30 protein-coding genes and 1 pseudogene are annotated in these 24,892 nt (G+C 46.7%); 13 read left to right on the top strand and 18 right to left on the bottom strand.

Translation table 11 applies throughout. The annotated features are described in order from the left end of the window. Positions 1–222 precede the first annotated feature (222 nt). The 3 genes from FSB76_RS01905 to FSB76_RS01895 all read right to left on the bottom strand — a co-directional run bounded on the left by FSB76_RS01905 (position 223) and on the right by FSB76_RS01895 (position 2,236). Entirely contained in the window at positions 223–648 is a 426-nt protein-coding gene (locus FSB76_RS01905; RefSeq protein ID WP_147051919.1) for a hypothetical protein, read from the bottom strand. Between the two features lie 224 nt (positions 649–872). Next, complete coding sequence (locus FSB76_RS01900) at positions 873–1,292, bottom strand: hypothetical protein (protein ID WP_147051918.1); 420 nt, start codon at positions 1,290–1,292, stop codon at positions 873–875. 29 nt (positions 1,293–1,321) lie between these two features. Continuing rightward, positions 1,322–2,236 carry a DUF6624 domain-containing protein gene (locus FSB76_RS01895; RefSeq protein WP_147051917.1) on the bottom strand — a complete coding sequence of 305 codons (915 nt, stop codon included), beginning with the start codon at positions 2,234–2,236 and terminating at the stop codon, positions 1,322–1,324. Positions 2,237–2,764: 528 nt separating this feature from the next. Here FSB76_RS01895 and FSB76_RS01890 point away from each other — a divergent pair. Genes FSB76_RS01890 through FSB76_RS01880 form a run of 3 tightly spaced genes read left to right on the top strand, consistent with a single transcriptional unit; the run spans position 2,765 to position 5,428 of the window. Further along, positions 2,765–3,475 carry a COG1470 family protein gene (locus FSB76_RS01890; RefSeq protein WP_225976384.1) on the top strand — a complete coding sequence of 237 codons (711 nt, stop codon included), beginning with the start codon at positions 2,765–2,767 and terminating at the stop codon, positions 3,473–3,475. Positions 3,476–3,498: 23 nt separating this feature from the next. Next, entirely contained in the window at positions 3,499–4,479 is a 981-nt protein-coding gene (locus FSB76_RS01885; protein ID WP_147051915.1) for an ABC transporter ATP-binding protein, read from the top strand. Then, the gene (locus FSB76_RS01880) at positions 4,460–5,428 is read left to right on the top strand and encodes an ABC transporter permease (protein WP_147051914.1); all 969 of its coding nucleotides are present in this window, start codon (positions 4,460–4,462) and stop codon (positions 5,426–5,428) included. The genes FSB76_RS01885 and FSB76_RS01880 overlap by 20 nt, the downstream gene beginning before the upstream one ends. A gap of 484 nt (positions 5,429–5,912) precedes the next feature. Here the strand turns inward: FSB76_RS01880 and FSB76_RS01875 are convergent, their stop codons facing one another. From FSB76_RS01875 to FSB76_RS01850, 7 genes are read right to left on the bottom strand one after another with little or no spacing between them, the layout of a single operon-like run. Beyond that, a complete protein-coding gene (locus tag FSB76_RS01875; RefSeq protein ID WP_147051913.1) occupies positions 5,913–6,356 on the bottom strand; it encodes a hypothetical protein in 444 nt (147 codons plus the stop codon). 39 nt (positions 6,357–6,395) lie between these two features. Then, positions 6,396–6,896, bottom strand: coding sequence for a DUF4142 domain-containing protein (locus FSB76_RS01870; RefSeq protein ID WP_147051912.1), 501 nt, complete (start codon positions 6,894–6,896; stop codon positions 6,396–6,398). A 22-nt stretch (positions 6,897–6,918) separates the two neighbouring features. After that, a complete protein-coding gene (locus FSB76_RS01865; RefSeq protein ID WP_192910118.1) occupies positions 6,919–7,926 on the bottom strand; it encodes an SDR family oxidoreductase in 1,008 nt (335 codons plus the stop codon). Position 7,927: 1 nt separating this feature from the next. Then, positions 7,928–8,104 carry a DUF6496 domain-containing protein gene (locus FSB76_RS32320; RefSeq protein WP_192910117.1) on the bottom strand — a complete coding sequence of 59 codons (177 nt, stop codon included), beginning with the start codon at positions 8,102–8,104 and terminating at the stop codon, positions 7,928–7,930. Positions 8,105–8,130: 26 nt separating this feature from the next. Continuing rightward, positions 8,131–8,976 (bottom strand): SDR family oxidoreductase, encoded by an 846-nt coding sequence (locus tag FSB76_RS01860; protein ID WP_147051911.1) that lies wholly within the window; start codon positions 8,974–8,976, stop codon positions 8,131–8,133. Next, the gene (locus tag FSB76_RS01855) at positions 8,976–9,782 is read right to left on the bottom strand and encodes an SDR family NAD(P)-dependent oxidoreductase (RefSeq protein ID WP_147051910.1); all 807 of its coding nucleotides are present in this window, start codon (positions 9,780–9,782) and stop codon (positions 8,976–8,978) included. The genes FSB76_RS01860 and FSB76_RS01855 overlap by 1 nt, the downstream gene beginning before the upstream one ends. Continuing rightward, positions 9,782–10,990: a zinc-dependent alcohol dehydrogenase gene (locus FSB76_RS01850; protein WP_147051909.1), complete on the bottom strand. Its 1,209-nt coding sequence runs from the start codon at positions 10,988–10,990 to the stop codon at positions 9,782–9,784. The genes FSB76_RS01855 and FSB76_RS01850 overlap by 1 nt, the downstream gene beginning before the upstream one ends. 108 nt (positions 10,991–11,098) lie before the next feature. Between FSB76_RS01850 and FSB76_RS01845 the strand changes: the two genes are divergently transcribed. Genes FSB76_RS01845 through FSB76_RS01825 form a run of 5 tightly spaced genes read left to right on the top strand, consistent with a single transcriptional unit; the run spans position 11,099 to position 15,834 of the window. Continuing rightward, a complete protein-coding gene (locus FSB76_RS01845; protein ID WP_147051908.1) occupies positions 11,099–12,646 on the top strand; it encodes an FAD-dependent oxidoreductase in 1,548 nt (515 codons plus the stop codon). Beyond that, the gene (locus tag FSB76_RS01840; protein WP_147051907.1) at positions 12,636–13,079 is read left to right on the top strand and encodes a hypothetical protein; all 444 of its coding nucleotides are present in this window, start codon (positions 12,636–12,638) and stop codon (positions 13,077–13,079) included. The genes FSB76_RS01845 and FSB76_RS01840 overlap by 11 nt, the downstream gene beginning before the upstream one ends. Beyond that, entirely contained in the window at positions 13,076–14,122 is a 1,047-nt protein-coding gene (locus FSB76_RS01835; RefSeq protein WP_147051906.1) for a glycoside hydrolase family 130 protein, read from the top strand. The genes FSB76_RS01840 and FSB76_RS01835 overlap by 4 nt, the downstream gene beginning before the upstream one ends. A gap of 6 nt (positions 14,123–14,128) precedes the next feature. Then, a complete protein-coding gene (locus FSB76_RS01830; RefSeq protein ID WP_147051905.1) occupies positions 14,129–15,109 on the top strand; it encodes an SDR family oxidoreductase in 981 nt (326 codons plus the stop codon). Continuing rightward, positions 15,106–15,834, top strand: a complete 729-nt coding sequence (locus tag FSB76_RS01825; protein ID WP_147051904.1) for a DUF3891 family protein — start codon at positions 15,106–15,108, stop codon at positions 15,832–15,834. The genes FSB76_RS01830 and FSB76_RS01825 overlap by 4 nt, the downstream gene beginning before the upstream one ends. Here FSB76_RS01825 and FSB76_RS01820 read toward each other — a convergent pair. The 3 genes from FSB76_RS01820 to FSB76_RS01810 all read right to left on the bottom strand — a co-directional run bounded on the left by FSB76_RS01820 (position 15,821) and on the right by FSB76_RS01810 (position 17,698). Further along, positions 15,821–16,291, bottom strand: a complete 471-nt coding sequence (locus FSB76_RS01820) for a CinA family protein (protein ID WP_147051903.1) — start codon at positions 16,289–16,291, stop codon at positions 15,821–15,823. The two genes, FSB76_RS01825 and FSB76_RS01820, sit on opposite strands and share 14 nt — an antisense overlap. Before the next feature lie 156 nt (positions 16,292–16,447). After that, positions 16,448–16,693 carry a hypothetical protein gene (locus FSB76_RS01815; protein WP_147051902.1) on the bottom strand — a complete coding sequence of 82 codons (246 nt, stop codon included), beginning with the start codon at positions 16,691–16,693 and terminating at the stop codon, positions 16,448–16,450. A 54-nt stretch (positions 16,694–16,747) separates the two neighbouring features. Then, positions 16,748–17,698: a manganese catalase family protein gene (locus FSB76_RS01810; RefSeq protein ID WP_147051901.1), complete on the bottom strand. Its 951-nt coding sequence runs from the start codon at positions 17,696–17,698 to the stop codon at positions 16,748–16,750. Positions 17,699–17,928: 230 nt separating this feature from the next. On the opposite strand from FSB76_RS01810, the gene FSB76_RS01805 reads away from it, so the two are divergent. The 5 genes from FSB76_RS01805 (at position 17,929) to FSB76_RS01785 (ending at position 22,400) form a co-directional block, all read left to right on the top strand. After that, on the top strand, positions 17,929–20,145 hold the full coding sequence (locus tag FSB76_RS01805) for a hypothetical protein (protein ID WP_147051900.1): 2,217 nt from the start codon (positions 17,929–17,931) through the stop codon (positions 20,143–20,145). Positions 20,146–20,279: 134 nt separating this feature from the next. Next, positions 20,280–20,471, top strand: coding sequence for a hypothetical protein (locus tag FSB76_RS01800; protein ID WP_147051899.1), 192 nt, complete (start codon positions 20,280–20,282; stop codon positions 20,469–20,471). 20 nt (positions 20,472–20,491) lie between these two features. Continuing rightward, positions 20,492–20,977, top strand: a complete 486-nt coding sequence (locus FSB76_RS01795; RefSeq protein ID WP_147051898.1) for a DUF421 domain-containing protein — start codon at positions 20,492–20,494, stop codon at positions 20,975–20,977. Positions 20,978–21,063: 86 nt separating this feature from the next. Then, positions 21,064–21,621: a YciE/YciF ferroxidase family protein gene (locus FSB76_RS01790; RefSeq protein ID WP_147051897.1), complete on the top strand. Its 558-nt coding sequence runs from the start codon at positions 21,064–21,066 to the stop codon at positions 21,619–21,621. Positions 21,622–21,674: 53 nt separating this feature from the next. Further along, positions 21,675–22,400, top strand: coding sequence for a DUF72 domain-containing protein (locus FSB76_RS01785; protein ID WP_147051896.1), 726 nt, complete (start codon positions 21,675–21,677; stop codon positions 22,398–22,400). A gap of 14 nt (positions 22,401–22,414) precedes the next feature. On the opposite strand, the gene FSB76_RS33030 is transcribed toward FSB76_RS01785, so the two are convergent. From FSB76_RS33030 to FSB76_RS01770, 5 genes and pseudogenes are all read right to left on the bottom strand, one after another. Next, on the bottom strand, positions 22,415–22,507 hold the full coding sequence (locus FSB76_RS33030) for a hypothetical protein (protein ID WP_449406758.1): 93 nt from the start codon (positions 22,505–22,507) through the stop codon (positions 22,415–22,417). Between the two features lie 112 nt (positions 22,508–22,619). After that, positions 22,620–22,736: pseudogene (locus tag FSB76_RS32900) on the bottom strand (hypothetical protein); the annotation flags it as partial. Between the two features lie 255 nt (positions 22,737–22,991). Beyond that, on the bottom strand, positions 22,992–23,150 hold the full coding sequence (locus tag FSB76_RS32895; protein WP_147060818.1) for a helix-turn-helix transcriptional regulator: 159 nt from the start codon (positions 23,148–23,150) through the stop codon (positions 22,992–22,994). A 12-nt stretch (positions 23,151–23,162) separates the two neighbouring features. Continuing rightward, positions 23,163–23,330: a hypothetical protein gene (locus FSB76_RS32005; RefSeq protein WP_158642813.1), complete on the bottom strand. Its 168-nt coding sequence runs from the start codon at positions 23,328–23,330 to the stop codon at positions 23,163–23,165. A gap of 18 nt (positions 23,331–23,348) precedes the next feature. Further along, positions 23,349–24,815, bottom strand: a complete 1,467-nt coding sequence (locus FSB76_RS01770) for a sensor histidine kinase (RefSeq protein ID WP_147051894.1) — start codon at positions 24,813–24,815, stop codon at positions 23,349–23,351. Positions 24,816–24,892 lie beyond the last annotated feature (77 nt).

The following is a 24,892-nucleotide window of genomic DNA, read 5'->3' as shown; positions in this document are numbered from 1 at the left end:
CGCATAATAGGCTGCCTTATAGTTGCGCCCATAATGTGCTTGCCTGTAGCGCGACAGGTAGCTCAGCGCCTCATCGGGGCGGTAGCCCGTTTGCGCAGCATATGCGCCGAGATCAAAGCAGCTCACTGCCGTCATTTTCTATCCATTTATTCCCGGGGTCTGCCAAAATTTTTGCACGGATTAAATTTCCACAGGCTTTTTCCTGGTCTTCAGGATGAATGTCTAAGCCATATGGCGATAGCAGACCAGCAGGTTATGCGGCGCGTTTGCAACGTTTATTTCCTGTTTGGTGATCAGGTAAATGGCTTTAGTAATGTACCTGGCGGCCGGTGCCCGGTCATACAACCGCAGGCAGACCTCACCGAATTGCATCAGATTCCAGCCGGAAATTTCCACTTCCAGCGGCCGCTCAAATTTCCCTTGCAGGATGATGAGATTTTCATTGGCCAGTTCATGCCGCACCGCTATGTGCTGATGGTAAATATACGCCCTGATCTGCCGGTGGATATTGAATAAGGTGATCGTTTTTAGAAAACTGAAACAATGGCTGTGAAAATCTGCCTCCGCCCGCAAAAAATAATAATAAACGACATGGGGGCGCAACAGTGGATGCCGGTGATCGTAAATCTTTAACTGATCGTGTAGCATTGAAACCAAATTACGAAATTATCCGGATTTGATGGTTAATCTGGATAAACCGCACCTGATTGACCCCAGCTACCAATTTAGATTTGATCACTGTGAAGTCTGAAATACAGTCGGTTATTGTCACAAAGTAAATTGGCGAAGAGGGGCAAACGTGATTGGTTTTTCCTCTTCCATGAATAAATTAAAATTAATTACGCCTACTCCTACGGGTTTTGGCTGCCCCTTTACAAGTTCTTATCTAATAATTGAAATCCGGATTTGATTTCTTTCGTTTTTACCAAGTATTTGGTTTCAGATTTGTGCCGGTAGCTGATGACCAATTTTATTTTATTTGGCTCAATGAAGGTGGCGGTAAATGGGTATTTATCATCAATAGTGATGGAGCCGTCTACATAATCAATTTTATCATTATGAATTTTAAAGTAACCGATATAATTATTTAATTTCCGGATTACATTTACCTTTCCCCCCGGAAAGAAAATCATTCTAAATGCCCTGGCGGAATCGGGCCCACTTTTCTTTTCGCTCCATTCCCCATATATCGAGTTAACCTTATTCATTATACCATCATTGTAGTTATGATTGGTTATATGTAAAGACATGCTTGAAATTCCCAATAAGCAAATCATCAATATCGTTTTCATAATAAATTTAATTAGTAATTAGTTATACTCTATTGTTTCGCATAAGCCTCGATTGGCGGTAAGCCAACAGCGGCACGCCGCTCATTCACATGCTCCTTGTCCTTTATCGGTACGAATGAAAATTTATTGGTCTTTTCATCCTTATCCAACTGTGTACCGTAGGTTTGATAGTGGTATTTGGCAGATTCGATCTTGTCCTGCAACAAGGCGAGGTTAACTTTTGATGCGGCGTTCTTATCAGCAGCATCTTTAAGCAAAGGGAAATATTTCTCCATAGTAGGAAGATCAGCATGGACGATCACCGCAAAAAGCGCCAGGTTGGCCCTGTTCCCCACTTTATCAGGTCCCAGCCAACCATATTTGTCCAGGATTGCTGTTATTTTCTGCAGGTTGATCTTGTCCTGTGTTTTCATACTGTCTAACAACGACTGCATTTGAGTTGATTTGAAACCAAATCTGTTTTGAATGCTGTCTGCTTTGCGGCGGTAAAATTGGTCGGATACGAAAATAGCTTCTAATTCTTTTTTGACCGGTTGGTTGTATTGTGCTTCTAATGCAGTTTTATTATTGCGAACTGTAGTCATTAGATCAGCCCATCGCGAATCCTTATGAATGGATACCAGATCAGAATCGATAGCAAGGTGCTGGTCATCGGCATATTTAGCAGCATTGGCGACTTTAAATAAATGAAAGAACGCGCTGTCCGGCTTACCTAATCTCGCCCAGGCGCAGGCCGCATTATAACGCTCATTCAGTATAGTTCGTCCATTAAACGTACTGAAAGCTGCGCTGTAGGTTAATACTGATTGCTGATAGTCCTTTTTTTGGAATAAGGTATCGGCTTTTTTCACCAATTGGAAATATGCTGGCGGAGGGCCGGTCTGAGCGAAGATATCGCTGGAAAATAATAAAGCCAGGCCGATGAGATATAAACTATATTTCATACGCAAACCTTAAAATTTTTAACTACATCAAAAATACTTTTATTAACTAATATTTAATAAGTCAAAAATATTCAATGAAAAATTGACGTCAAGGGTTTTAACGTTTTTTAACAATTTGCTTAAACACAAAAGGTTCTGGATGTTCTCCGGCGTTTTACATACTATTCCCTGCGTTTAGAGTATTGAATAGTATTACGTCTTCATGTTCTTGTTTATTAAATCCACAACACTCATTCCACGGTTCAATTGTTAAAAAATGTTAAAGCTATTTGAAATTTTGGGGCTGCTTTTTTTCTTTGGGCCGTCAATTTTTAAACATTAAACCAATTATCGAAAAAGCATTTTTTGAAAGCTATCATTAACCATTTTAGTTGTTAGATCATGTTACCCCAAATCACTATCACTCGTTTCAGCGCAGCGCGCAGCTTGACATTTCTTTTATTATTTCTAACATCCGCTTTCGCATCACAAGCGCAACAGCAGCCAGTCACCTGGCCGGCTGGCAAATCAGGCTTTACCGCCAAACTGATGAACATCGAGGCCGCAACCAATGAAACCTTCCGTTACAGCACGACGCTCCATAACGGCTCGGCCAGCGCCAAGATCTACGAATTTAAAACCGATATTCCCTTTGGCTGGACGATTGCCTACAAGGTGGACGGCAGCCAGGTCACATCCATAAACATGGACGCAGGCAAAACACAGGACATCACCATCGAGATTAGTGCCACGGCTACCGCCTCCCCAAAAAAATACAAGGTTCCGATCAAAGCCATATCCGGTTCCGATACCCTATCGCTGAACCTGGAAGCCGTAGTGAAAGGCTCCTACAGCCTGGCACTAAGCACACCTACCGGAAGATTAAGCGACGAAGTAACTTCGGGCAGCCAAAAAGAGCTGCAGCTGACCGTCAAAAACACCGGCTCCCTGCCGTTGAATGACCTGCAGGTTACCGCACAATTGCCTACCGGCTGGGAATCAACTTTTGAACCCGCGAGTATCAAACAACTGGAAGCCGGGAAAACCATCGATGTTAAAGCGACCGTAAAAGTGCCGGACAAAACCATTGCCGGGGACTATGCTGCCAACTTTACAGCGACTAACAGCAATACCAACTCACAGATCGCCTTCCGCCTGGCGGTCAAAACGTCTTTACTTTCCGGCTGGATCGGTATTTTGGTCATCCTGTTGGCCATTGGCATCGTTTATTATCTCATTCGTAAATATGGCAGAAGATAAAATAGCCAATCCATTTTTTACCAATGAAAGATCCTATTATACAATTAAAGGGCTTAACCAAACAGTATGGCGCTGTTAAAGCGGTAGATGGTTTAAATCTTGATATCGACAAAGGTGAGATCTTCGGATTGCTGGGACCTAACGGAGCTGGCAAAACCACCACCATATTAATGATGCTCGGGCTTACCGATCCCACGAGTGGTTCCGCTTTTGTTTGCGGGCACAATGCAACTAGCAACCCTATCTCAGTTAAGAAAAAAGTGGGCTATATGCCCGACAATGTCGGTTTTTATGATAATATGACCGCGCTGGAAAACCTGGTATATATCGGCAGATTGAACGGCGTACCCGTGGAGGAATTAAAAAAACGATCGGCCGAAGTGCTGGAGGTTGTGGGCCTTGCCGCAGACCAGCACAAAAAAACTTCGGCTTTTTCCCGAGGTATGAAACAACGTCTGGGCCTGGCCGATGTGCTGATCAAAAACCCCGATGTCATCATTCTGGATGAGCCAACGCTTGGTATAGACCCAACAGGCGTAAAAGACTTTTTGGCGCTCATCAAACAGTTGAGCCGGCAGCAGGGACTTACCGTTTTACTCTCATCGCACCATTTACACCACGTCCAGCAGGTGTGCGACCGGGTTGGGATTTTTGTGAAGGGCCAATTGCTGGCACAGGGAGATATCGGCGCGCTGTCCGGCCAACTATTCGGCAGCGACAGCCTTGTCACTTCTATCAGGGTAGCACAACCCGTTTCACAACCCTGGCAGCAGGAGCCGGAACTCCAGGCATGGGAAGCCATTACCCAGATTCGCATCCACGAAAATGAACTGGAATTTACGAGCAGCCGCGATGTAACTGCCGCTCTTGTTCGCTTTCTGGTTGGAAAAGGCTACGATGTGATCGGTGTCAATCAAAAAAATTATGGACTCGACGATATTTACCAGCAATATTTTGAATCAAATAGTACTAAAAATACAAGCTATGAAAAGTCAATCTCTTGATCCGGGGCCTTTTGGTGTTATGATTCATAAGGAAATAGCGGATCATATACGCAGCTGGCGCTTCAGCATATTGATTGCGCTTATTGTGCTTACTTTTATCGCCGCGATGTACGTATCGCTGGCGAATATCAAATCAGCAATAGGCAATACAAAAGATCCTGATCACCTGTTTTTATATCTGAAGTTGTTAACCACAACCGATAATTCCATCCCGCCATTTCATGTGTTCCTGAGTTTTCTGGCACCATTGCTGGGTATCAGTTTAGGGTTTGACGCGGTCAATTCCGAGCAGAACAGCGGTACTTTAACCCGCCTGATGGCGCAGCCGATCTACCGGGATAATTTGCTGCTGGCCAAATTTTTTAGCGCCCTGGTTATCGTTAGCGGTTTGTTTTTTGCCTTGGCTTTGCTGATGATCGGCGGCGGATTGGTACTGACTGGTGTGCGTATGGAGCCGCAGGAACTGCTTCGCATATTGGGGTTTATCCTGATCACTATTGCTTATGTGGCTTTTTGGTTGAGTTTATCTATCATGCTTTCCATCCTGTTTAAGCAAGCGGCAACTTCTGCGCTTACGGCCATCGGGATCTGGTTATTCTTTACGATATTTTACCAGATCGTTATTAACCTTATTGTCAAGTCCTTTTTACCTGATCCGGCTTATCTTACCCAAGCCGAAATTATAAAGTATAATGATCTTATTTTGAATATGCAACGCATCGCCCCGAATCAGCTTTACTCAGATGCCGTTACCACGTTGCTGATGCCGTCGGTTCGCAGCCTCGGGCCGGTAACCATGGAGCAAATGGCAGGAGCTATACCGGCTCCGCTGCCATTTAAGGAAAGTGTCATGATCGTATGGCCGGAGGTAAGCGGTTTAATGGCATCAACGGTAGGGTGTTTTGCATTTGCTTATTACTTTTTTATGCGGCGTGAGATACGTGGATAAACCGCACCTGATTGACCCCTGCTGCCAATTTAGATTTGACCACTTTGAAGTCTGAAATACAGTCGATTATTGTCACAAGGTAAGTTGGCGAAGAGGGGTCAACTTGATTGGTTTTTCCTGCGAATATTGCGCCCAGCTTAAAAAGAATGAGGGTACGCGACATATCTCGGTGATCATGCTGTCGGCGCACAAACGGGTCATTGAATCTCTGGGATGCGTTTATTGCCAAGCCTTTTGACCTGGACGAGCTGACCTCACCAATCATTGAATTGACCCAATCCGTGGACTTAGAGAGTCGCGGGGATGGCATCAAAAGGCGCCATAGATGAATGCAGATTGAGATTAAAAGAGCGGCCCAAAAACCAGCAGCTCCGCGAAAAAAGACGACATCCAATAGCTGCATTTTTGAACAGACTGGATCCCGGGTAAAGTAATTGCCTAATCGCAACTATGTACGTCGGCAAATTGCTTCAAAAATCGCAGCTCATGCCCTTTTTCTTAGAGCGTACATCACCGTTCCGTCAACTAAACCACAGAAGGTGTACCAGACCACGGTCAACACTTTTGTCAGATGGGTACGGGTGATAGGTGTGTCGCTTAAACCCGTCGGTTTGGTAAGTTTCAGCGCGCCGATCCCGGCGGTCAGGCCGCTGGCAGCACCGGCCACTAACAGATGCTTCTTTTTCCCAAATCCGATAAGGTTGTAATACACCGAGTTGCTGATGAGGTCAGCGGCCATGGTGGCCGTAAATGGAACGTTGCCCGTTGGAGGGTTGATACCAACCTTGTCCAGACCTTTGAAAACCGCTTCTTCACCGACCAGGTCTACGCGCGGCGCATCAGGTACAAATTGTTTAGCAGTCTGGTGCAGTAAATTGAGGGCGGCAGCTCCTGCCAGGCCGCCTATCAGGCTGGAAATGATTTTCATATGTGTGATGATGCTATTATCGTACTAGCTCAGTTGGTATCAAAGTTTTTGTTCGATTTGCTCAATCTCTTCCAAGTGGTGTTTCAGTTTAGGCAACAGCTGCCGCGCTAAATCGCGGACTGCCGCATTTTTGCCGGTGGTTGCGTAGTTCTGGAAGACCTCAACAGTATTCCGATGGCCGCTGACCATGGCGTGCACGTACATTTTGTCAAAGGCCGCCCCGGCGTTTTTGAGCATTAGGTCAGGCTGGATGCCACCGGTTGCGGCGGGCAGCAAACTAATACCGCTTTCTTTAGCGGTTTGCAGCAATAACTGCTCAGCAGCCTGGTGGTCGGTAACCATCATTTGTCCAAAGGTTTTGACCTCCGGTCGTTTGGCCATTTTTAAAGCCAGTTCCCCTGCGCTGATTTCCTGCAAATTTTTGATACTGGCCACAATCAGGAAATGTTTGGCAGTGGTATCGGGATCTGGCTGCGGGATCTGTGCTTTGGCGCTAACGGCGCCAAAGCACAAAATGCTAAGGATGAATAAATTTTTCATAATTCTATTTTCAAATTTTTGATTAAGGCATTCCTACACCGCCCGATGAACCGTAGATTTGTCCGGTGGCAAAGCTAGCATCGGCCGCGGCTAACTGTACGTAGATGGAAGCCAATTCCGCGGGCTGGCCGGGACGCCCCAGCATGGTCCAGCTGCCAAACATTTGTTGTTTCTCAGGCTGCGCGCCGCCGCTGATTTGCAGGGCTGTCCAAACTGGTCCAGGTGCCACGCCGTTTACGCGGATACCTTTAGGGCCTAATTGCTTGGCCAGCGACTTAACGTAATTCATCGTTGCTGCTTTGGTTTGGGCATATGCATAAAGATCGGGCGAGGGATCGTAGGCCTGTTCTGACGTTGTCCCTATAATGGCGGAACCAGCCGGCAAATGCGGTAAAGCAGCTTTAATAATCCAAAAAGGTGCGTAAATATTAGTCTTCATGGTTGCGTCGAACTCTTCGGTTGTCAGGTCGGCTATAGAGACGACCGATTGCTGGCGACCAGCGTTATTGACAATTATATCCAAACCACCCAAAGCGCTAACCGCTTTCTGCACTAACGTTTTACAAAAGTCCTCACTTCTTAAATCACCAGGGATAGCAACGCCTTTTCGGCCTTCTTTTTTTATAAGCGCAATTACTTCCTGAGCATCCTGCTCTTCCGTTGGATAATAGTTGATCACTACATCAGCACCCTCACGAGCATAAGCGATAGCTGCCGCCCGGCCCATTCCGGAATCTCCCCCGGTAATTAATGCCTTGCGGCCCATCAGGCGGCCCGAGCCTTTGTAACTGGTTTCACCGCAATCAGGCACCGGATCCATTTTACTTTGCAAGCCAGGCCAGGGTTGCGGCTGACTTTTAAAGGGCGGTTTGGGATATAATTTGGTCGGATCACTGATTTTAGCAGGGCCATCGGACAAACTTAAGTTCAGGCTATTATTAGCAAAGGCAGGTGAAACAGCCACAGCCGCCAGGGTGGTACCTAACCCGGCCACCACCTGGCGCCGGGTCATATTCTTATTTTCGTTCATATCAATCTTTCTTTTTAGGGACTTTGGCGCCTGCCTTCCGTGCTTCGGATAATCCGATGGCAACCGCTTGTTTTTTATTGGTTACTTTTTTACCGCTGCCGCTTTTAAGCGTACCTTCTTTTTTTTCATGTAAAGCCTTATGGACCTTGTCCTGTGCTTTTTCAGAATATTTAGCCATAATATAAATTGTTTGATGTTTTAATTTTAACCGTTGACGACCTCCCCGCCGTTAACATGTATCACCTGTCCGGTTATGAATGATGCGTCTTCTGAAGCCAGGAATACATATGCCGGCGCCAACTCGGAAGGTTGTCCCGCCCGCTTCATCGCAGTTTCTGAACCGAAATTTTTGATCTTTTCTTCATCAAATGTGGAGACGATCAGCGGCGTCCAAACAGGGCCCGGAGCTACCGCGTTAACCCGGATCTTCTTTTCTGTTAGGTTTGTCGCTAACGACCGCGTAAAACTCGTAATTGCGCCCTTGGTTGATGAATAATCAATCAGGTTAGGCGAAGAACGGTAAGCTGTAACCGACGTCGTATTGATGATACAATCTCCCTCATCCAGATGCTTCAATGCTTCGTTGGCAAAGTGGAAATAAGCAAAGATGTTGGTACGGAAAGTATCTTCCATTTGCTTTTCGTCAATAGCCTTAGGATCTTTTTGTGGAAACTGCATGCCGGCGTTATTTACGAGGATGTTCAGTTTTCCTAATTTACTGACGGTTTGTGCAACCGCTTTTTTGCAAAAAGCTGCTTTTTTTACATCACCTTTAAGCAACAGGCATTTCCGTCCCTCCGCCTCCACAAGTCGTTTGGTTTCTTTGGCATCGATATCTTCATCCAAATAAACAATGGCCACATCGGCACCTTCTCGTGCGAAATGAATGCTGACAGCCCGGCCGATCCCGGAATCGCCGCCGGTGATTAAAGCTACTTTATCCTGCAGCTTGCCGGAGCCGGCATAGCCGCTCTTGATATACTCCGGCGCCGGGTCCATTTTAGCTTCGATACCCGGTTGCCGGTTTTGTTTTGCAGGTGTCTTTTCCATTAGTTGCCGGATTGATTTTGTTGTTCCTGTTCCACTGGTTTCTGCTGTTCGTACATTGAGTGCGCCACACTGCTATCCGGCATCAGGTTTGCAGCATGCACCTCCAGGCTGTTCTTCCAGCCGGCGATTACCCGGTCCTTACCCGCCATTAAAGCTTCATACCCTTCTATAGCCACATCAGCAGCATCCGCCAGCGCTTCTTTATCCTGCGCTATCTTGCTGTCCAGCATGCCTGCTTTATTAAAGAAATCGGTATCGGTAGCACCCGGCATCAACGCCGTAAAAGTGATACCTGAATCTTTCAGTTCTTCGCGGATCGCAGCGGTAAAAGACAGCACAAAGGCCTTGGTAGCATGGTAAACCGCCTGCCAGGGCCCAGGCAACTTGCCGGCAACAGAGCCCAGGTTCAAAATCTTGCCTCCGCCGCGTTCGGCCATCTGCTGAACAAAATGTTTGGTCAGGATGACCGTGGCACATATATTCAGGTGAATAATGCCCAACTCGCGTTCCAGATCATTCTCTTTGAATAGGCCGTAAACACCCATGCCCGCATCGTTAACCAGCACGTCTACAGGTGTAGTGATCTCCTTACACAGCACTTTAGCCTGTTCCATGTCTGACAGGTCTTTGGCAATTGTTTGCACGGAGATGCCCGAGCTGCGCAGTTCGGCAGCGGTGGTATCCAGTTCAGCCTGGTCACGGGCAACAATAATTAAGTTATACTCATCTTTGGCAAATAGTTTCGCAAGTTCTTTGCCGATACCGCTCGTCCCGCCGGTGATCAAAGCTGTTTTTTGATTTTCCATTAGTTTTCGATTTTTATAGGTTCTTGATTTTCGGTTTCCCTGCGCTGTTCCCAAGGTTTGAGTACCACTTTCACGCAGTCTTCTTCTTTTTTATTGAAAATATCATAGCCATGGGTTACTTCGCTTAGGGGTAATGTGTGGGTAATGATATCGTCGAGCACCACTTTTTCTGTCTTTACCAATTCGATCAGGTGATCAATATAATTCAATACCGGCGCCTGGCCCATTTTTAGGGTAATGCCTTTATCAAAGACTCGGTGAAGTGGGAAGTTATCATAAGTTGAGCCATAAACGCCCATAATAGAAACCGTACCCATGCGGCGAACGGCTTTGAATGCCATATCCAGTACCTTCATGCTGCCCACTTCGAAATTGAAAAGTGCTTTAGCTTTATCCAGGATGTCACGTTCGGGTTCGAATCCCACAGCGTCTACGCATACGTCCGCGCCGCGGCCGCCGGTCATGGCTCTGATAGCTTCCACTACGTCTACTTCATGCGGATTGAGGGTTTCTACTTTATTAACCGCTTTAGCTTTTTCTAATCGGTAGTTGAGCGGATCAATAGCGATTACACGGCTGGCGCCATTCAGCCAGGCAGCTTTCTGCGCCATCAGGCCCACCGGGCCCGAACCAAATATCGCCACCACCTCGCCGCCTTTTAATTGCGCCCAGTCGATAGCTGACCAGCCGGTAGGGAAAATGTCTGTCAGAAACAAGACCTGTTCATCTGTCATGTTCTCGGGCACAACTCTTGGACTGATATCGGCATAAGGTACACGCACATATTCAGCCTGGCCACCGGAATAGCCTCCATACAGGTCGGTGTAACCAAATAAGGCTGCACCTTTTTGGTCGGCGATGTCGCCGTCAGGGCCATAATGTTTGTAATTGGAATTTTCGCAGGCAGGCGAGGCATCGTGCTGGCAGAAAAAACAATGTCCACAGGAGATCGGAAAGGGAACCACCACACGATCACCTTTTTTCAGATTTTTGACGCCTTTGCCCACTTCTTCAACGATGCCCATAAATTCATGCCCCATCACCATGGGTTTGGGTTGCGGTACACCTCCACTTAATATGTGGAGATCTGAACCGCAGATGGCGGTGGAAGTAACTTTTAAGATCACATCCGTGTCCTGTTTCAGTCGCGGGTCTTCAACGGTATCATAACGGATATCGCCGGGTTTGTGAAATACTGCTGCTTTCATAAGTTTAGTTAAGTTTTGATGTCTATAATTAACTTTAAGTAAATTTTTTTGTTTAATAATATGTAAGATAGTTTCAAACACAGTGCCCGCGTTTTTTGTAGTTAGTCTATGGCAACAAAAACTCAACCGATCACCCCTCGCGACGGAGCGCAGGAAAGCCCCTGGCAGGCAGCTATAATTAATAGAAATATAACCGGGAAAACAGCAGCCGGACAAATCTATGATGCCTTGATTGTTGGCGCCGGCATCACCGGGCTGAGCACAGGGCTGCTGCTCCAGCAGGCAGGTAAAAAAGTGCTTATCGCTGATGCGCATTCCCCGGGCTTCGGTACGACTGGCGGCACCAGTGCACATATCAATACTTTTGCAGATACCACTTATCCGGAGGCAGAAAGCGCTTTTGGCGAAAAAGGTGCTCAGTTATTCAGGGAAGCTATCGCTGAAGGGCTGAATCTTATCAAGACTCAGACAGCAACGCTTAAAATAGCTTGCGACCTTGAATCCAAAACAGGCTTTCTTTACGCTGAAACTGATGATGAAGTCAAACAACTGGACGAGATCTACAAGGGTGCGGTGAAAGTCGGCGTACCCGTAAGCTATACGAATGAAGTACCCACACCCGTGCCCTTTGAAAAAGCATTGAAATGGGATGACCAGGCACAGTTTCACCCATTAAGATATCTGCAAGGACTTCAAAAAACTTTCGTGGCTGAAGGTGGTGTTATTCTTGAAGAAACGCTGATCACCGGTGTGGAAACTAAAGGCGGTATTCATACGGCTGCATCAGCAGAGGGCAATATTCTGGCAAAAGCAGTTATCTACGCTACGCATTTGCCGCCAAATATTAATGTCTTTAATTTCGAGTGCGCGCCCTACCGTAGTTATGTGATGGCCTTTAAACTTAAAAGCGGCGATTATCCGGATGCCTTGATCTATGACAGCCAGGAACCTTACCACTACGTTCGATCGCACATCATTGATGGCCAACAACTATTGCTTGCGGGTGGTCATGATCATAAAACCGGTCATGGGGATCCGGAAAAAGCGTTCGCAGACCTTGAAAAATATGTTTGTAAATATTATAACATAGCCTCTGCTAAATACCGCTGGTCGTCGCAATACTATGTGCCTGTCGACGGACTGCCTTATATCGGGCAGATGCCAATGGCTCCCGAAGGTATATACTGCGCGACCGGTTACAACGGCAATGGAATGATGCTGGGCAGCGTAGCCGGGAAAATTTTAAGTGACCTCGTCTTGAAGAAACCTAATAAATTCAGTGAGCTTTTTTCACCTGGCCGTATAAAACCAGTGGATAGCTTCAGCGAATTTGTAAAAGAAAATGCGGATGTAGCTTATCATTTTATTGCGGACCGTTTAGGTACGCATGAAACTGATTCGCTGAAAAGATTGCAGCCGGGCACCGGTAAAGTTGTCGAGGTGGATGGTAAAAAAATTGCGGCTTACCGCGACGAGGCTGGTGCCATTCATGCGCTCAGTCCTGTATGTACCCATGCAGCCTGTATAGTTAACTGGAATGGCCAAGAAAAAAGCTGGGATTGCCCTTGTCACGGTGCGCGTTATGATATTCACGGACAAGTTTTAACCGGGCCGGCGACTAAGAACCTTATGAAAATAAATCCCGATGAAAACTAAAGAGATACTAGTGAGTGGCATTGCTGGGACGAGCTTTATGACGCTATTCAGCTACCTCGTATCGCTGGCAGACGGTGAAAACTTTAGTGAGCCCGAACGCTTGGGGCAACTGGTCGGCCGTCTGATTCCAAAATTAGATGAAAAACAAAGTCAGGCATTGGGTTGGCTAGGCCATTATGGGGTTGGTTTGCTATTTTCGCTGGTTTACGTTGAACTTTGGCGTGAGGGTAAAATCAAACCTGACTGGAAAACTAACCTTTGCCTTGGCGGTATTAGCGGTCTGATAGCAGTGGCTATCTGGAAGTCTACTTTCAAAATGCATCCCTTGCCGCCTAAACTTAACTTTGACAAATACTATTTACAACTGGTTCCGGCACATGTCATTTTCGCCCTGTTTGCCAGGATTGGTTACCAGCTCATCCGGAAAAAATGAACGATATCACTAAACGTTTTCCTGAAAATCCGCTCCTGCTGCCCAAAGATCTTCGGCCCAGTGCTGAAGGTCTGCAAATTATCAGCCTCCTAAATCCCGGAGTTTTCCGGTTTAATAAAAAAATTTGGTTATTGGTCCGGGTGGCCGAAGGTGTCGCCCAAAAAGAGGGCGTAATATTTTTCCCGGCGCTGAATGCCACTGGAAATACGGAAATCATCGAAGTGCCGCTGAACGATCCCGACCTAATCGCCACCGATGCCAGGGTCATTAGTTATAAAGGACTGGATTACCTGACCACCGTGTCACACCTGCGTTTGTTGTGCAGCGATGACGGTATCCATTTTTCGGAGCCACAGACAAACGCCGCCCTGTTTGGTAAGGGTTACCTGGAGCGCTTCGGCATCGAGGATTGCCGGGTTACACAGATCGATGATATTTATTATCTGACCTATACTGCCGTATCAGACAGCGGGGTGGGCGTCGGTTTGAAATCCACTAAAGACTGGCAGCATTTTGAAAGCGGCGGAATGATCCTGCCTCCGCATAATAAAGACTGCGCTATTTTTGAGGAAAAGGTGAATGATAAATATTACTGCCTGCACCGGCCAAGCAGCAAAGAGATCGGCGGCAATTATATCTGGCTGGCCGAATCTTCCGACACCCGCCAATGGGGAAATCACCAGTGCCTGATCAAAACCCGTCCCGGCCTGTGGGATAGCGCCCGCGTAGGTGCCGGCGCAGCACCCATCCGTACGGAACAGGGCTGGCTGGAGATCTACCATGGGGCCAATGCCGAAGACCAGTATTGCCTCGGCGCTTTTTTGATGGACCTGGATGCCCCGTCTGAAGTGATCGGCCGTACCAAAGACCCGATCATGGTTCCGACCGAAGCTTATGAGCTCAGCGGTTTCTTTGGTTATGTAGTTTTCACCAACGGGCATGTCGTCGACGGTGACCGATTGACCATCTATTATGGCGCAGCCGATGAATTCGTTTGCGGCGCTCATTTTTCTATTCAAGAAATTCTCACCCTATTAAGCTAACGAAACATGAACAATCTACAGGACTTACAAGGCAAGACCATCGTTATTACTGGTGCCTCCAGCGGTGCAGGAAGGGCGGCAGCCTTGGAATTCGCGAAATACCGAACCAAACTCGTACTGGCCGCCCGTAATGAAGCTGCCTTAAATGAGGTCAAAAGCGAATGCGAAGAACTGGGTGCGCAAGCCATTGTGTTAGTTACGGATACCGGCGACAGCAAAGCCATGATCGCCTTAGCCAACGCGGCCAATGACTGGCAGGGACGGCTCGATGCCTGGGTCAACAATGCAGGCATTTTGGCCGCGGGTGATTTCGATAAAACGCCGATGGCGGTCCATGAGCAGGTCATCAGAACCAACCTCCTGGGCTATATGAACGGCACCCATGCCGTGCTGCCCATTTTTAAAACCCAGGGCCATGGCATCATTATTAATAATATTTCCATCGGTGGGTTCCTGCCGGTGCCTTACGGGGCCGGCTATACGGCTGCCAAATTTGGTTTGCGCGGCTGGTCGGAAGCGCTGAAAGGGGAACTGTCCGCATTTCCGGATATTTATGTCTGTGACCTGTACCCTGCCTTCCTGGATACACCGGGTATCCAGCATGCCGCTAATTATACTGGTAAAGTGCTTAAACCAGCGCCCCCGGTCTACGATCCGGTCCGCTTAGCGCATGCCATGGTAAAAGCAGCGGCCGATCCAAGTTCAAATACTTATATCGGCAGTGTATCTCTTTTATTAAAGTTATCGCATGCGATCTTTCCCGAACTGACGACTAAAATGACAGGTTTTGTTATGCATAAATACCTGAATATGGCTGACCCCATAGCGCTTAGCGACGGGAACGTATTTAATACCGTAGATTATGGCATGAGCACGCATGGCGGTTTCGGTTTGCCGGGCGAACCAAAAGCACACCGCAAATATATCGCGGGCGTTTTGATCACCGGTTTGGCTTTGGGCATTTATCTGGTCAGTAAGCGGAAATGATTGTCAATTATACAGAAAGCGGCTGGGAAGTAATCACGCAGCGAGCGCACGGCCTGCTGGCGGCGCAGATAGCGCAGCAGTGGAAACATTATATCAGGTCTAACCGCTGGACAGAACTGCTGCTGGCCATTGCCGAACATGATGACGCACAGGTGGAACTGGAACGCGATAACCTCCTCACACCGCAAGGCGGCCCCATAGATTTTAAAATGAAAGTTTTTGAACAGCGGCACTGTACCCAAACTATAGATTTCGCTTTATCCAAAAGCCGCTACATCGCGTTACTTTGCTCCATGCACCTGGATTTTGTCTATGGTACGGAGTGCATACACAATGTCCCGGCCCGAAAATTCATGCAGGAACAAAAAAATCTTCAAAAGCGCTGGCGAAAAGAATTAGGGCTGACCCAGGCAGAAGCCGAAAGAGATTATCGTTTACTGGAATGGTGCGATGCTTTGTCATTGTTGCTTTGCCAGCAGGAGAACCAGCCGGAAGCACGGGCGGTGGAGATCAGCAAGGGGCCGGATAACAAAGAACACCGCCTCATCCAATCGGCAGATCATACCTTGACGGTCGAGCCCTGGCCTTTTGAAAGTTCCGGTTTCGAGGTATGTTTTGAAACGCGGCTTATCCCGCAGCTGCGCTTTAAAAATGCGGCAGCGTTTCGGTCGGCATTCCTGGAAGCGGCCGTTACCGAAAAACGCTGGACATTCAAACGTGGCTGACCACTAACGCTGCCACATGGATAATCGTCTGCTTAATGATCTCCTCGCATTTCCCTTTGAGTTCATAACGTTTTGCAAATAAATGACCTTTGATTAAGGCCGAAACGAACATCGTGCCCACAGGCTTTTCAGCAGTCTCGCTGCCACCGGGCGTAGTCAGTCCGGTTACTGCAACAAAGATATCTGCCGGTATAAGTTTGCCCAGTCGCCGGGCCAGTTCATCGGTCACTTCCTGCGATTCGGGCGTGTATTTCTCGATCAATTCATGCGGTACGCCCAGCAGGCTTTTCTTGAGGTCCGCATTATAACAGGTAATACCGCCCTCCAGAACCTGCCCGGATTGTTCGGTCAGAGCAAACTCTGAGCAAAGCCAGCCAGCAGTGGCACTCTCCACAAATGCAATGCTTAGATTTTTTTCCGCCCGCAGTTTGGCGCAGTCGGCGATCTTTTGTTCCATAATATAAAAGTGGCTAAAAAGGAAAGCCGCCCTGTAGTAATTGCGCCGCTATCTAATTTTACGACCACTTGATCACCGATGGTTTCCAGTACGGAGCCCTTACCTTCCGGCGTAGTTAGTTGCTGCCCATTGGGCATACTTGGATTATCCATCTGATTAATTTTTAATACGTCCCGACGGGTCTGCGTTACCTTTGCCGGCATTGCTTTTCCCTGAATTTTTAGCAGAATCTCTCCGGTCTTTAGTAATGGTGGCGGTATCCCTGATAGGCGGACCGCCAGCCTTGTTAACACTTGTGGTGTCTTTACTGTTCCTTATTGTTTTCTGACTGGCATTTTGGTCACAAGCCGAAGCAGACAAAAGGCAGAGTGCCAGCCCGGTTAATTTTAAGATGTTTTTCATTGTTGTCGGTAATTATTATAATGGACCGTAGATTTACCCACGGCCATTGGCTCATTATGATTCAATATCCGGCTGATCTTTGTAAGTGCTCCATTGCGCCACGCCTTTAGGTTCAAACAACTTCACTTCGGCACTTTTAGCTGCACTCATTTCCTTATCAGTTTTCTCTTTAGCTTTTAATTCTTTGGAGAAATCTTCCGGCAGTTTGGTCTGACCTTCGGTGTCGCGAGCCTGCTGGATCGGGTTCTCGATATAAACAAAACTTTTACCCACACCTTTGATCTCGCCTTCGTTCCAAGGCCCGCGGACAGTACCGTCCGAAAGGTTGTAAGTGTTTTGCAAAAACCTTGGATCAGCAGCTAAAACACCCGGCGGGAAATTTGGCTGAATGCTGTCTAATGCAGCTTCAAACATTTTATAATGCGTTACTTCACGGGTCATCAGGAAAGAAAGGGTTTCATGAATATAGGGGTCATCGGTGAACTTCATTAAGTGCTCGTAGACTAATTTGGCACGTGATTCTGATGCCAGGTTACTGTGCAGGTCAACCGTCAGGTCACCATTACTGTTGATATAAGAGGCGCACCACGGTACGCCCTGGCTATTTCTTGGTGTCGGTCCGCCGCCGGTAATGATCGGGAACTGCGGGTTGGCAGAAAGAGCTGCGTGAATCACGCTTTCCTTTTCGGCCTTGCCGTTCATGGCGACCATGATCTCGCTTTGCTCAGCGGCATCCTTCAAATCACCGTTGACGCCTTTCAATAACATTTGAATGGTAGCGCCGACAATTTCCAGATGGCTGAATTCTTCGGTGGCAATATCCATTAACATGTCATACTTGTCGGGGTGCGGCACTTTTGCACCGAACGCCTGGGTAAAATATTGCATAGCTGCCGCCAGCTCACCATTTTCTCCGCCGAATTGCTCCAATAGTAAGTTAGCAAACCGGGGGTCAGGGCGCGATACACGCGCATTGAATTGTAAATCTTTTACGTGATGAAACATTGTTTTAAGTTTTTTATGGATTAGAAATTAGGCAGCGGCTTGACAGATAGGAAGCGGCTCTCATATACAACTATACGTGTTAAACTATGTTTCAATTAATAATATTTTTTAATAGTAAAAATTCGCAAACAATTATTAATCTACAGTAGTTGTTGTACTACATTTTTTTAACGCTAACCGCAGCGTTCACGGAGTAATCAAACAATTGTTGAACGATTAATTTAATTACAATGAATGCAACCTCAGCCTGGCTACTAACCGCTAATGCTAGATTAAACGACCCAGAACTTATAGCCGTATATGAGCAGCAGGTCAAGGCGTATTTCCTAAAGGTATATCTGACCGGTGACAGCTGCTGGTTGGTTGCAAGCTGGCCAAAGGGCAGCCGAATCGCTTTTAGGTTGGCTTATTCACCAAATGATGAACTGCAATTGAAAAAGGTGACGGAGCAAAATGACCAGGTGATATTTAAAATCAGCTGCCGCCTGGGAGATTACCAAGCCACGCTTAACCTGCCCGATGCGGAAAATCTTGTATTCCGGCTGACCACCGTGCTAAAAACCGCTGCACCTTTATTATTTCCTTACTGGCCGCGGGATATTGTAGTACTGGGTGCAAAAGGCAGCGATACACTGGCGGACGGCGAAATCAAGGTTACGCAGATTGGCACACGTTCGGGCCAACTTTATTTTAATCTTACCCGTCCAAAAGCGGGTTCCGTATTTTATTTGCAAAACCTGACGGCGCTAGGAGATTATAATCAAGTTACCGAAACTTCGGCCGGCGACACGGTAGGCGGTGAATGGCCGGAAATTGGTTTTGCCTTACCACCAACCTTGAAAAATAGGCCGTTGGAAGCCGGTCAAAATTATACTTTAAGTGATGCTTTTGTTGCTTTAACTGATGAGTTTCCGGCCGATGAAGCTGCAATGGCCCGCCAATATTTGGATATGCTGGCCGCGATCTATCTTAAACTACCGTTGCCGGAAACCAACTATAAACATTGGCCGGAAGTGCTGGTCAAGGGCTTAAAGGATCTGCAGGAGAGCCCCGGTTGCTGGTCCCAAGTCGATGGCAACCATTATTTTAACGCCTATGTTTCCGATTACAAAACCCCGCCAGAGGTCATGGTGCAGCTGGCCGTACTCCTGCCTTTACTGGATTACGTCGAGTGGAATAATGTCCAGCTGGAGGTTATGAAAATCATAAAAAAAGGTTTGCCGGCATTTTATAATGATGAGCTCAAAACCATGATGCGGTGGCACCCGAAAGTCGCCGATACCATGGAGGGTGAGGAAGAACACAAAAAGCCGCTCGTTATGGATTCTTGGTATCTGCAGCATCCCATGCTGAATTTGTCCCGTTTAGCCTTGCAAGGCGACAAGGAAGCTAAAAAACTTTTCCTGGATTCGCTGGAATTTGTTATCAAGGTTGCCCGCAAGTTCAATTATAACTGGCCGGTGTTTTATAAGATGGACACGCTGGAAGTTATCAAAGCCGAAACACAGCCGGGCAAAGGTGGTGAAAAAGATGTACCAGGGCTGTATGCACATGTATTATTGCAGGCCTGGGAACTGACGGGTGAAAAGCGTTACCTCGCAGAAGCTGAGAAAGCTGCCCAAAAATTAAGAGGTCTGGGCTTTGATCTTTTTTACCAGGCTAATAATACCGCTTTTTCGGCCGGCGCGTTACTGCGCCTTTATAAAGTGACCAAAAAAGAAGTGTATAAAGAACTGAGTTATTTGTGCCTGGCAAACGTATTTAAAAACGTCAGGCTGTGGGATTGTAATTATGGCTACGGCAAAAACTTTCCTTCCTTCTTTGCGCTTTTCCCTTTAAACGATGCTCCCTATACTGCCGCCTATGAAGAAGAAGAAGTTTTTTGCGCTTTTCACGAATATCTAAAACACGCTGAAGGTCAGGAAATATTACCTTCCCTCAGATTGCTGTTGGCGGAATATATCCGATATCTTTTTGACCGTGCGGTTTATTATTACCCGCCGATGCTACCCAAAGAAATGCTTTCTGAAGAAGTTAAAACGGGTGAGGTGGACGCCTACCTGTGGATTGCCCTGGAGGATATGCAAGATGGCTGGGAAAAATCCGGCCAGGTGGGCCAGGAAGTATATGGTGCCGGCAATGCTTTCGGTATTTTACCACGACACTATATGCAGGTCGAAGGGCAACCGTTCATCATTTGTACGGATTACCCGACTTACGGATTTTCGCCGAAAAAACACCGGCCGGCTAACTTCCGGCTGGCAGGTGATGGCCGTTTGAGCAGCCGGATGGTGATCGCTAAAACGGATAAAGGAAAAATGCCGGAGTTTGAAGTTACCCTTAAAGGGCAAAAGGATATTTTAAAAGGAAAAAAAACTAAAGCCGGCCACCTGGAATATATTATTCCAGGTGATAGCCAGGTACATATAGACTGGAAAAACAACTGATATGAAGCCATTATATTTTAAACTGGAAAGCGGCTTAAAGTTTATGGTTATCCCGGATACGCAGGCACACCTGGACGGCCATACGATTATCACGCACCTATAGTGTTTTTCGTGATAATGGCCTGGGGAACCCTGTGGCCCGCAGTAAGGAGAGCACGCCTCACCTGGAAAAAATAGAAGACCCTGATTATTTTGGTTTTATCACATTTGAAAAGCCCGGATCAATCTTTTATTATACCTCGGACGGCCAGCAAGAGCTGACTTCAGGGCAAGCCAGTGAGCGGATTGAACACTTAAGCCATGTCCGTGATAACCCGGCCTTATAGAATACTAAAGATTAGCAATTATGGAAACATTAAAACTATTTTTTGGCGAAGGTAAAGACCTGAATGCGCTACAGATGAGCGACCGGGGCGTAGTAATGTTCCTCATCGCCCTGCTGTTAATACGGATTTCCGGCCGGCGTTCTTTTGGGGTCAGAACCCCACTGGATAATATCATCACCATATCATTGGGCGCCGTGATGAGTCGGGCAATTGTTGGCGCATCGGACTTTGTGCCGGTCGTGGTTTGCTGTTTCGTAATAGTTTTACTGCACCGCCTGTTTGGCTGGCTTATTGCCCACAGTAAGGCTTTCGGAAGGTTCATCGAAGGAGATAAAATGGTGCTTTTTGAAAAAGGACACTTCAACCACGAGCATATGGAAGATGCGCTGGTATGCGAAGAGGATATCATGCAGGGGGTACGCAAATCAGCTATGACGGAGGAAATGGATCAAATCGATAAAGTTTATATGGAGCGCAACGGCGAAATCAGTTCGATCAAGAAATGAGATTTTTTGGAATGCAAATTGTATTAACCACTGCGATTGATTACGCAGTCATAGATCATATCAAAAACCATTAAAAAATTTACATTATGCCTACAAAAACAAAGAAAAAAGCGACGGCAGCAGCTGCAAGCCGCTCTGAAGAAGCCGTAAGCGCTTTAAAAGAATTATTCGTTGATGAGTTAAAAGATATTTATTGGGCTGAAAAGCACTTAGCTACCGCCTTACCAAAATTGATCAAAGGAGCAACATCGGAAGACCTGAAGCAAACGATCACCACCCACCTGGAAGAAACCAAAAACCAGATCACCCGTTTGGAAAGCGTGTTTGCCTCAGTGGGCGAAAAAGCGGCGGCCAAAAAATGCCTGGCCATGGAAGGTTTATTAGCTGAGGCGACCGAATTGTTATCAGATACGGATAAAGGAACTGAAGTACGCGACGTAGCCATTATTTCGGCCGCTCAGAAAGTTGAGCATTACGAGATCGCCTCTTATGGTACCCTGCGCACTTTAGCAGGCACTTTAGGTTACAGCGAAGCGCAAAGCTTGCTGGATGAAACCCTGGCAGAAGAAAAAAATGCGGATTCTCTGCTGACGCAGGTAGCAGAGAATTATGTTAATGAAGCCGCTGCTGCGGAGGTTGAATAATTAATCATTGTGATGGAGGGCTGCCGTATGGCGGCCCTTTTTTATTTGTGACTATGATAGACTGGCATATCGGTTGTTCGGGTTTTCATTATACACACTGGAAAAATACTTTTTATCCGGAAGGCTTGGCGCAGCGCCGCTGGTTCGAATATTACGCCAGCCATTTTAAAACGCTGGAACTGAATGTAACCTTTTACAGGTTTCCGAAACTTTCTTTCCTGCAAAATTGGTATGATATATCGCCCGATGATTTTCAGTTTTCCGTCAAAGCACCGCGTGCCATCACCCATTTTAAACAGTTCCATGGCACGGTCGATATGCTGAGCGATTTTTACGGCACCCTCAAGGCGGGTTTACAGGAAAAGCTCGGACCGGTTTTGTTCCAGTTACCGCCCCGCCTGGCATACCAGGAAGAAAGGCTGGAGCGTATCCTTTCCCAACTGGATTTTAACTACAAGAATGTATTGGAATTCCGGCATGCCAGCTGGTGGAACCCGCTTGTCTATGAACGGCTGGCCGAAGCAGGTGTTACCTTTTGCGGAATGAGTCACCCGGAACTGCCTGCGCAACTGGTAGCCAATACGGATACTGTCTATTACCGATTTCACGGCGTACCTAACCTATATAGTTCTGCGTATGGTGAAGAGGCGCTTAAAAAATTTCTTGTGGAGGCGAGGTCTGCTGATATTAAGGAGGCTTGGTGCTATTTCAACAATGATGCAGCGGTTGCCGCGATTCCCGACGCGCAGACGCTTATACGTTTCACTGGTAGTGAATAACCTGAATAAGAACTTTACTGGTAGGAAGCTACCAGCAGGGTGAACCAAAATACACAACCCTGCCCAAGTTCTGACGAAACGCCAATGTCGCCGCCATGTTGCTTCACAATTTCTGCAGCGATATACAGACCAAGTCCGAGTCCTCTGAATACCTTTTGGATCGAGCCGGTAATAGCGCCCGAAAATCAGTGGCACTTTATCTGCAGGAATGCCCGTCCCTTCGTCAATGATGCATAATTTAATATAACCTGAAACAGTCTCTGTTCGTAGCGTAATTGGCGAACCGGGCGCGTATTTCAGAGCGTTCTGTATCAGGTTGATCAATACCCGCTCCACCTTTTTCCCGGTCGGCGCTTAATTTGATATTATTGTCGCCTTCAATGATTAATTATCAGCACTTGTTCCAGTTCCGCGGCAGCGATCTGGTTTTTCAATTTTGCTAAGTTCTCCATTGTTTTTTGTTTTTATTGGTGAATAAATCTATTATCCCAATTTATTCATATCAACAAAGGATAACTGAACATTATCAAGAATCGACTTATTACCACCTTATCCTAATTATTCATTTAGAATAGATTGCATCAATCGCTACTACAAACCCACAAATATAGTTTGCATATATCGAACCTGTGTTAATCCCTTTATCGTTTTAAAGATCTTTATAAAATGGCTGGAGGTTGAATAAACAACTTCGTACTCGACCTCCTTCACATCCAGATCAGAATGACGTAGTAAGCGCCTGGCTTCCAGCGTTGCATGCTCCTATACCGTCTCTGTTGCCAAGCGGCCGGTGATCTGTTTAATGGTATCGCTGAGGTGCACAGTAGTGATATTTAACCAGATGCCTTTTCTACCCTCCCAAATGGTACTTTCCATATTATACTGGAATACCACATCATGTTCAACTATAGCGCTAAAATCATTGGTCAAAAAACCGATGATTCATCTTTATTTTTCCTTTAAAAACGTCATCTCGAAACTCGTTCCCTTTTTCGGCTCACTCTGAATCGAGATGGTGCCGTGCAGCGCGTCCATATGACTTTTAACCAGAAACAGGCCCAGACCTTTCCCTTTTCTCTCGTTGTTGAATCGTTTATAGGGTCTGAAAAGGTCATCCTGATGCCGCCTCAAGTCGATGCCTATCCCATTATCTGTCAACTGAACAACAAGTGATTCCGGCGAATCCTCCACTAAAATAGTAACTGTGGGCGGCTGCGTGGACCTGTATTTGATAGCATTGTTGATTAAGTTGTAAAAGACACTGTAAAGGTATGCTTTATGGGAATGCAGGAGATAGTTACCTTCCGGCACATGGATGACGGCTTGCGTTTCCAAAATAGACTGGTTCAAGTCGGCCTTCACCTTATGGATGATTTCCAGTACATCGATAGGTTCTTTAGTAATCTCCATACTTCCATCTGTTACGGAGAGGATGGTACTTAGGTCCCTTATCACCTCATCCAGGCTACTTCCGGAAGCTTTCATACCGGCGATACAAAAGTCAAGGGTTTCCGGGCAGTCACGTTCGGCTTCCATAAGATCAGCTATGCCGATGATATTGGCTACTGGTAAGCGCAAATTGTGAGAAACGACGTAGCCGAACTGATGCAGTTCCCGGTTCCGTTTATAGAGGTCTTCCGCAAATTGCTTCAACTCGGCAAGCGATTTCTTGCGCTCTGAAATATCGTGCATCGCTCCAACCATTCTAATGGCCTTTCCGGACGCATCTCGAATAACAAAACCGCGGTCAACCACCTCAGCGAAACTGCCGTCGGCTCTTTGGTACCGGTATTCCTTTTTCCAATTAGTTTCGCCGCGATCGATGACGTGGTAAACGCTGCTGACGACAGCCTGTGCATCCTCAGGATGCACGTGTTCCGTCCATGATCTGATGTCATCGGTTATTTCTTTGAGGTTATAGCCGAATACCGAAGTAAAGCCTTCTCCCCAATATAAAGTATTCTTTTCCAGGTTCCAGTCCCAAACGGCATCGGATGTGGCTTTAGTCACATATTCATAGCGTATGTTGCCTTCTTCCAAAGACCGTTGCAAGGCTTCCGACTGTTTTTTTCCGCTGCCGTCTCGGGCAATACAATACATAATCCGATCTTCAGCGTCCCAGTTCGATGACCACAACACTGGTTTGACATTCCCGTCTTTGCCGACATATCGGTTCTCGAAGCTTTGCACCATGCGGCCAGCCATGATCGCTTCGGTATAGTTGCGGGTGATACCGCAGTCCTCCGGATAAACGAATTCCCAATAAAATCTACCTTTCAATTCTTCCGGCACATAACCCAAAACCGGACCCGAAGCTGCACTTACTTTGACAAAGCGCCCTTCTTCATCCATCGTACAGATCAAATCGAGAGAGAAGGCCATAATTTTTTCCAGTTCCGATTTATTTCTTTCCACGTCTGTTGGTTTTACCACTTATACGAATAAGCCATCGATCTTGTTCAACTTAAAATCAAGGCTTGCTTTCAGTCACG

Source organism: Mucilaginibacter ginsenosidivorax, assembly GCF_007971525.1.
Taxonomy (GTDB): domain Bacteria; phylum Bacteroidota; class Bacteroidia; order Sphingobacteriales; family Sphingobacteriaceae; genus Mucilaginibacter; species Mucilaginibacter ginsenosidivorax.
Note: the sequence above shows the minus strand (reverse complement) of the source record. Positions and strands in the feature narration are given on the sequence as shown.

Excerpts from the sequence above, each read along its gene's own strand:
- FSB76_RS01885 (WP_147051915.1), top strand. The coding sequence starts at position 3,499 with ATGAAAGATCCTATTATACAATTAAAGGGCTTAACCAAACAGTATGGC.
- FSB76_RS01805 (WP_147051900.1), top strand. The coding sequence starts at position 17,929 with ATGAATGCAACCTCAGCCTGGCTACTAACCGCTAATGCTAGATTAAAC.
- FSB76_RS01845 (WP_147051908.1), top strand. The coding sequence starts at position 11,099 with ATGGCAACAAAAACTCAACCGATCACCCCTCGCGACGGAGCGCAGGAA.
- FSB76_RS01895 (WP_147051917.1), bottom strand. The coding sequence starts at position 2,236 with ATGAAATATAGTTTATATCTCATCGGCCTGGCTTTATTATTTTCCAGC.
- FSB76_RS01900 (WP_147051918.1), bottom strand. The coding sequence starts at position 1,292 with ATGAAAACGATATTGATGATTTGCTTATTGGGAATTTCAAGCATGTCT.
- FSB76_RS01825 (WP_147051904.1), top strand. The coding sequence starts at position 15,106 with ATGATTGTCAATTATACAGAAAGCGGCTGGGAAGTAATCACGCAGCGA.
- FSB76_RS01795 (WP_147051898.1), top strand. The coding sequence starts at position 20,492 with ATGGAAACATTAAAACTATTTTTTGGCGAAGGTAAAGACCTGAATGCG.
- FSB76_RS01790 (WP_147051897.1), top strand. The coding sequence starts at position 21,064 with ATGCCTACAAAAACAAAGAAAAAAGCGACGGCAGCAGCTGCAAGCCGC.
- FSB76_RS01890 (WP_225976384.1), top strand. The coding sequence starts at position 2,765 with ATGAACATCGAGGCCGCAACCAATGAAACCTTCCGTTACAGCACGACG.
- FSB76_RS01860 (WP_147051911.1), bottom strand. The coding sequence starts at position 8,976 with ATGGAAAAGACACCTGCAAAACAAAACCGGCAACCGGGTATCGAAGCT.
- FSB76_RS01785 (WP_147051896.1), top strand. The coding sequence starts at position 21,675 with ATGATAGACTGGCATATCGGTTGTTCGGGTTTTCATTATACACACTGG.
- FSB76_RS01875 (WP_147051913.1), bottom strand. The coding sequence starts at position 6,356 with ATGAAAATCATTTCCAGCCTGATAGGCGGCCTGGCAGGAGCTGCCGCC.
- FSB76_RS01905 (WP_147051919.1), bottom strand. The coding sequence starts at position 648 with ATGCTACACGATCAGTTAAAGATTTACGATCACCGGCATCCACTGTTG.
- FSB76_RS01830 (WP_147051905.1), top strand. The coding sequence starts at position 14,129 with ATGAACAATCTACAGGACTTACAAGGCAAGACCATCGTTATTACTGGT.
- FSB76_RS01850 (WP_147051909.1), bottom strand. The coding sequence starts at position 10,990 with ATGAAAGCAGCAGTATTTCACAAACCCGGCGATATCCGTTATGATACC.
- FSB76_RS01810 (WP_147051901.1), bottom strand. The coding sequence starts at position 17,698 with ATGTTTCATCACGTAAAAGATTTACAATTCAATGCGCGTGTATCGCGC.
- FSB76_RS01820 (WP_147051903.1), bottom strand. The coding sequence starts at position 16,291 with ATGGAACAAAAGATCGCCGACTGCGCCAAACTGCGGGCGGAAAAAAAT.
- FSB76_RS01870 (WP_147051912.1), bottom strand. The coding sequence starts at position 6,896 with ATGAAAAATTTATTCATCCTTAGCATTTTGTGCTTTGGCGCCGTTAGC.
- FSB76_RS01865 (WP_192910118.1), bottom strand. The coding sequence starts at position 7,926 with ATGAACGAAAATAAGAATATGACCCGGCGCCAGGTGGTGGCCGGGTTA.
- FSB76_RS01835 (WP_147051906.1), top strand. The coding sequence starts at position 13,076 with ATGAACGATATCACTAAACGTTTTCCTGAAAATCCGCTCCTGCTGCCC.
- FSB76_RS01840 (WP_147051907.1), top strand. The coding sequence starts at position 12,636 with ATGAAAACTAAAGAGATACTAGTGAGTGGCATTGCTGGGACGAGCTTT.
- FSB76_RS01855 (WP_147051910.1), bottom strand. The coding sequence starts at position 9,782 with ATGGAAAATCAAAAAACAGCTTTGATCACCGGCGGGACGAGCGGTATC.
- FSB76_RS01880 (WP_147051914.1), top strand. The coding sequence starts at position 4,460 with ATGAAAAGTCAATCTCTTGATCCGGGGCCTTTTGGTGTTATGATTCAT.
- FSB76_RS01815 (WP_147051902.1), bottom strand. The coding sequence starts at position 16,693 with ATGAAAAACATCTTAAAATTAACCGGGCTGGCACTCTGCCTTTTGTCT.
- FSB76_RS32320 (WP_192910117.1), bottom strand. The coding sequence starts at position 8,104 with ATGGCTAAATATTCTGAAAAAGCACAGGACAAGGTCCATAAGGCTTTA.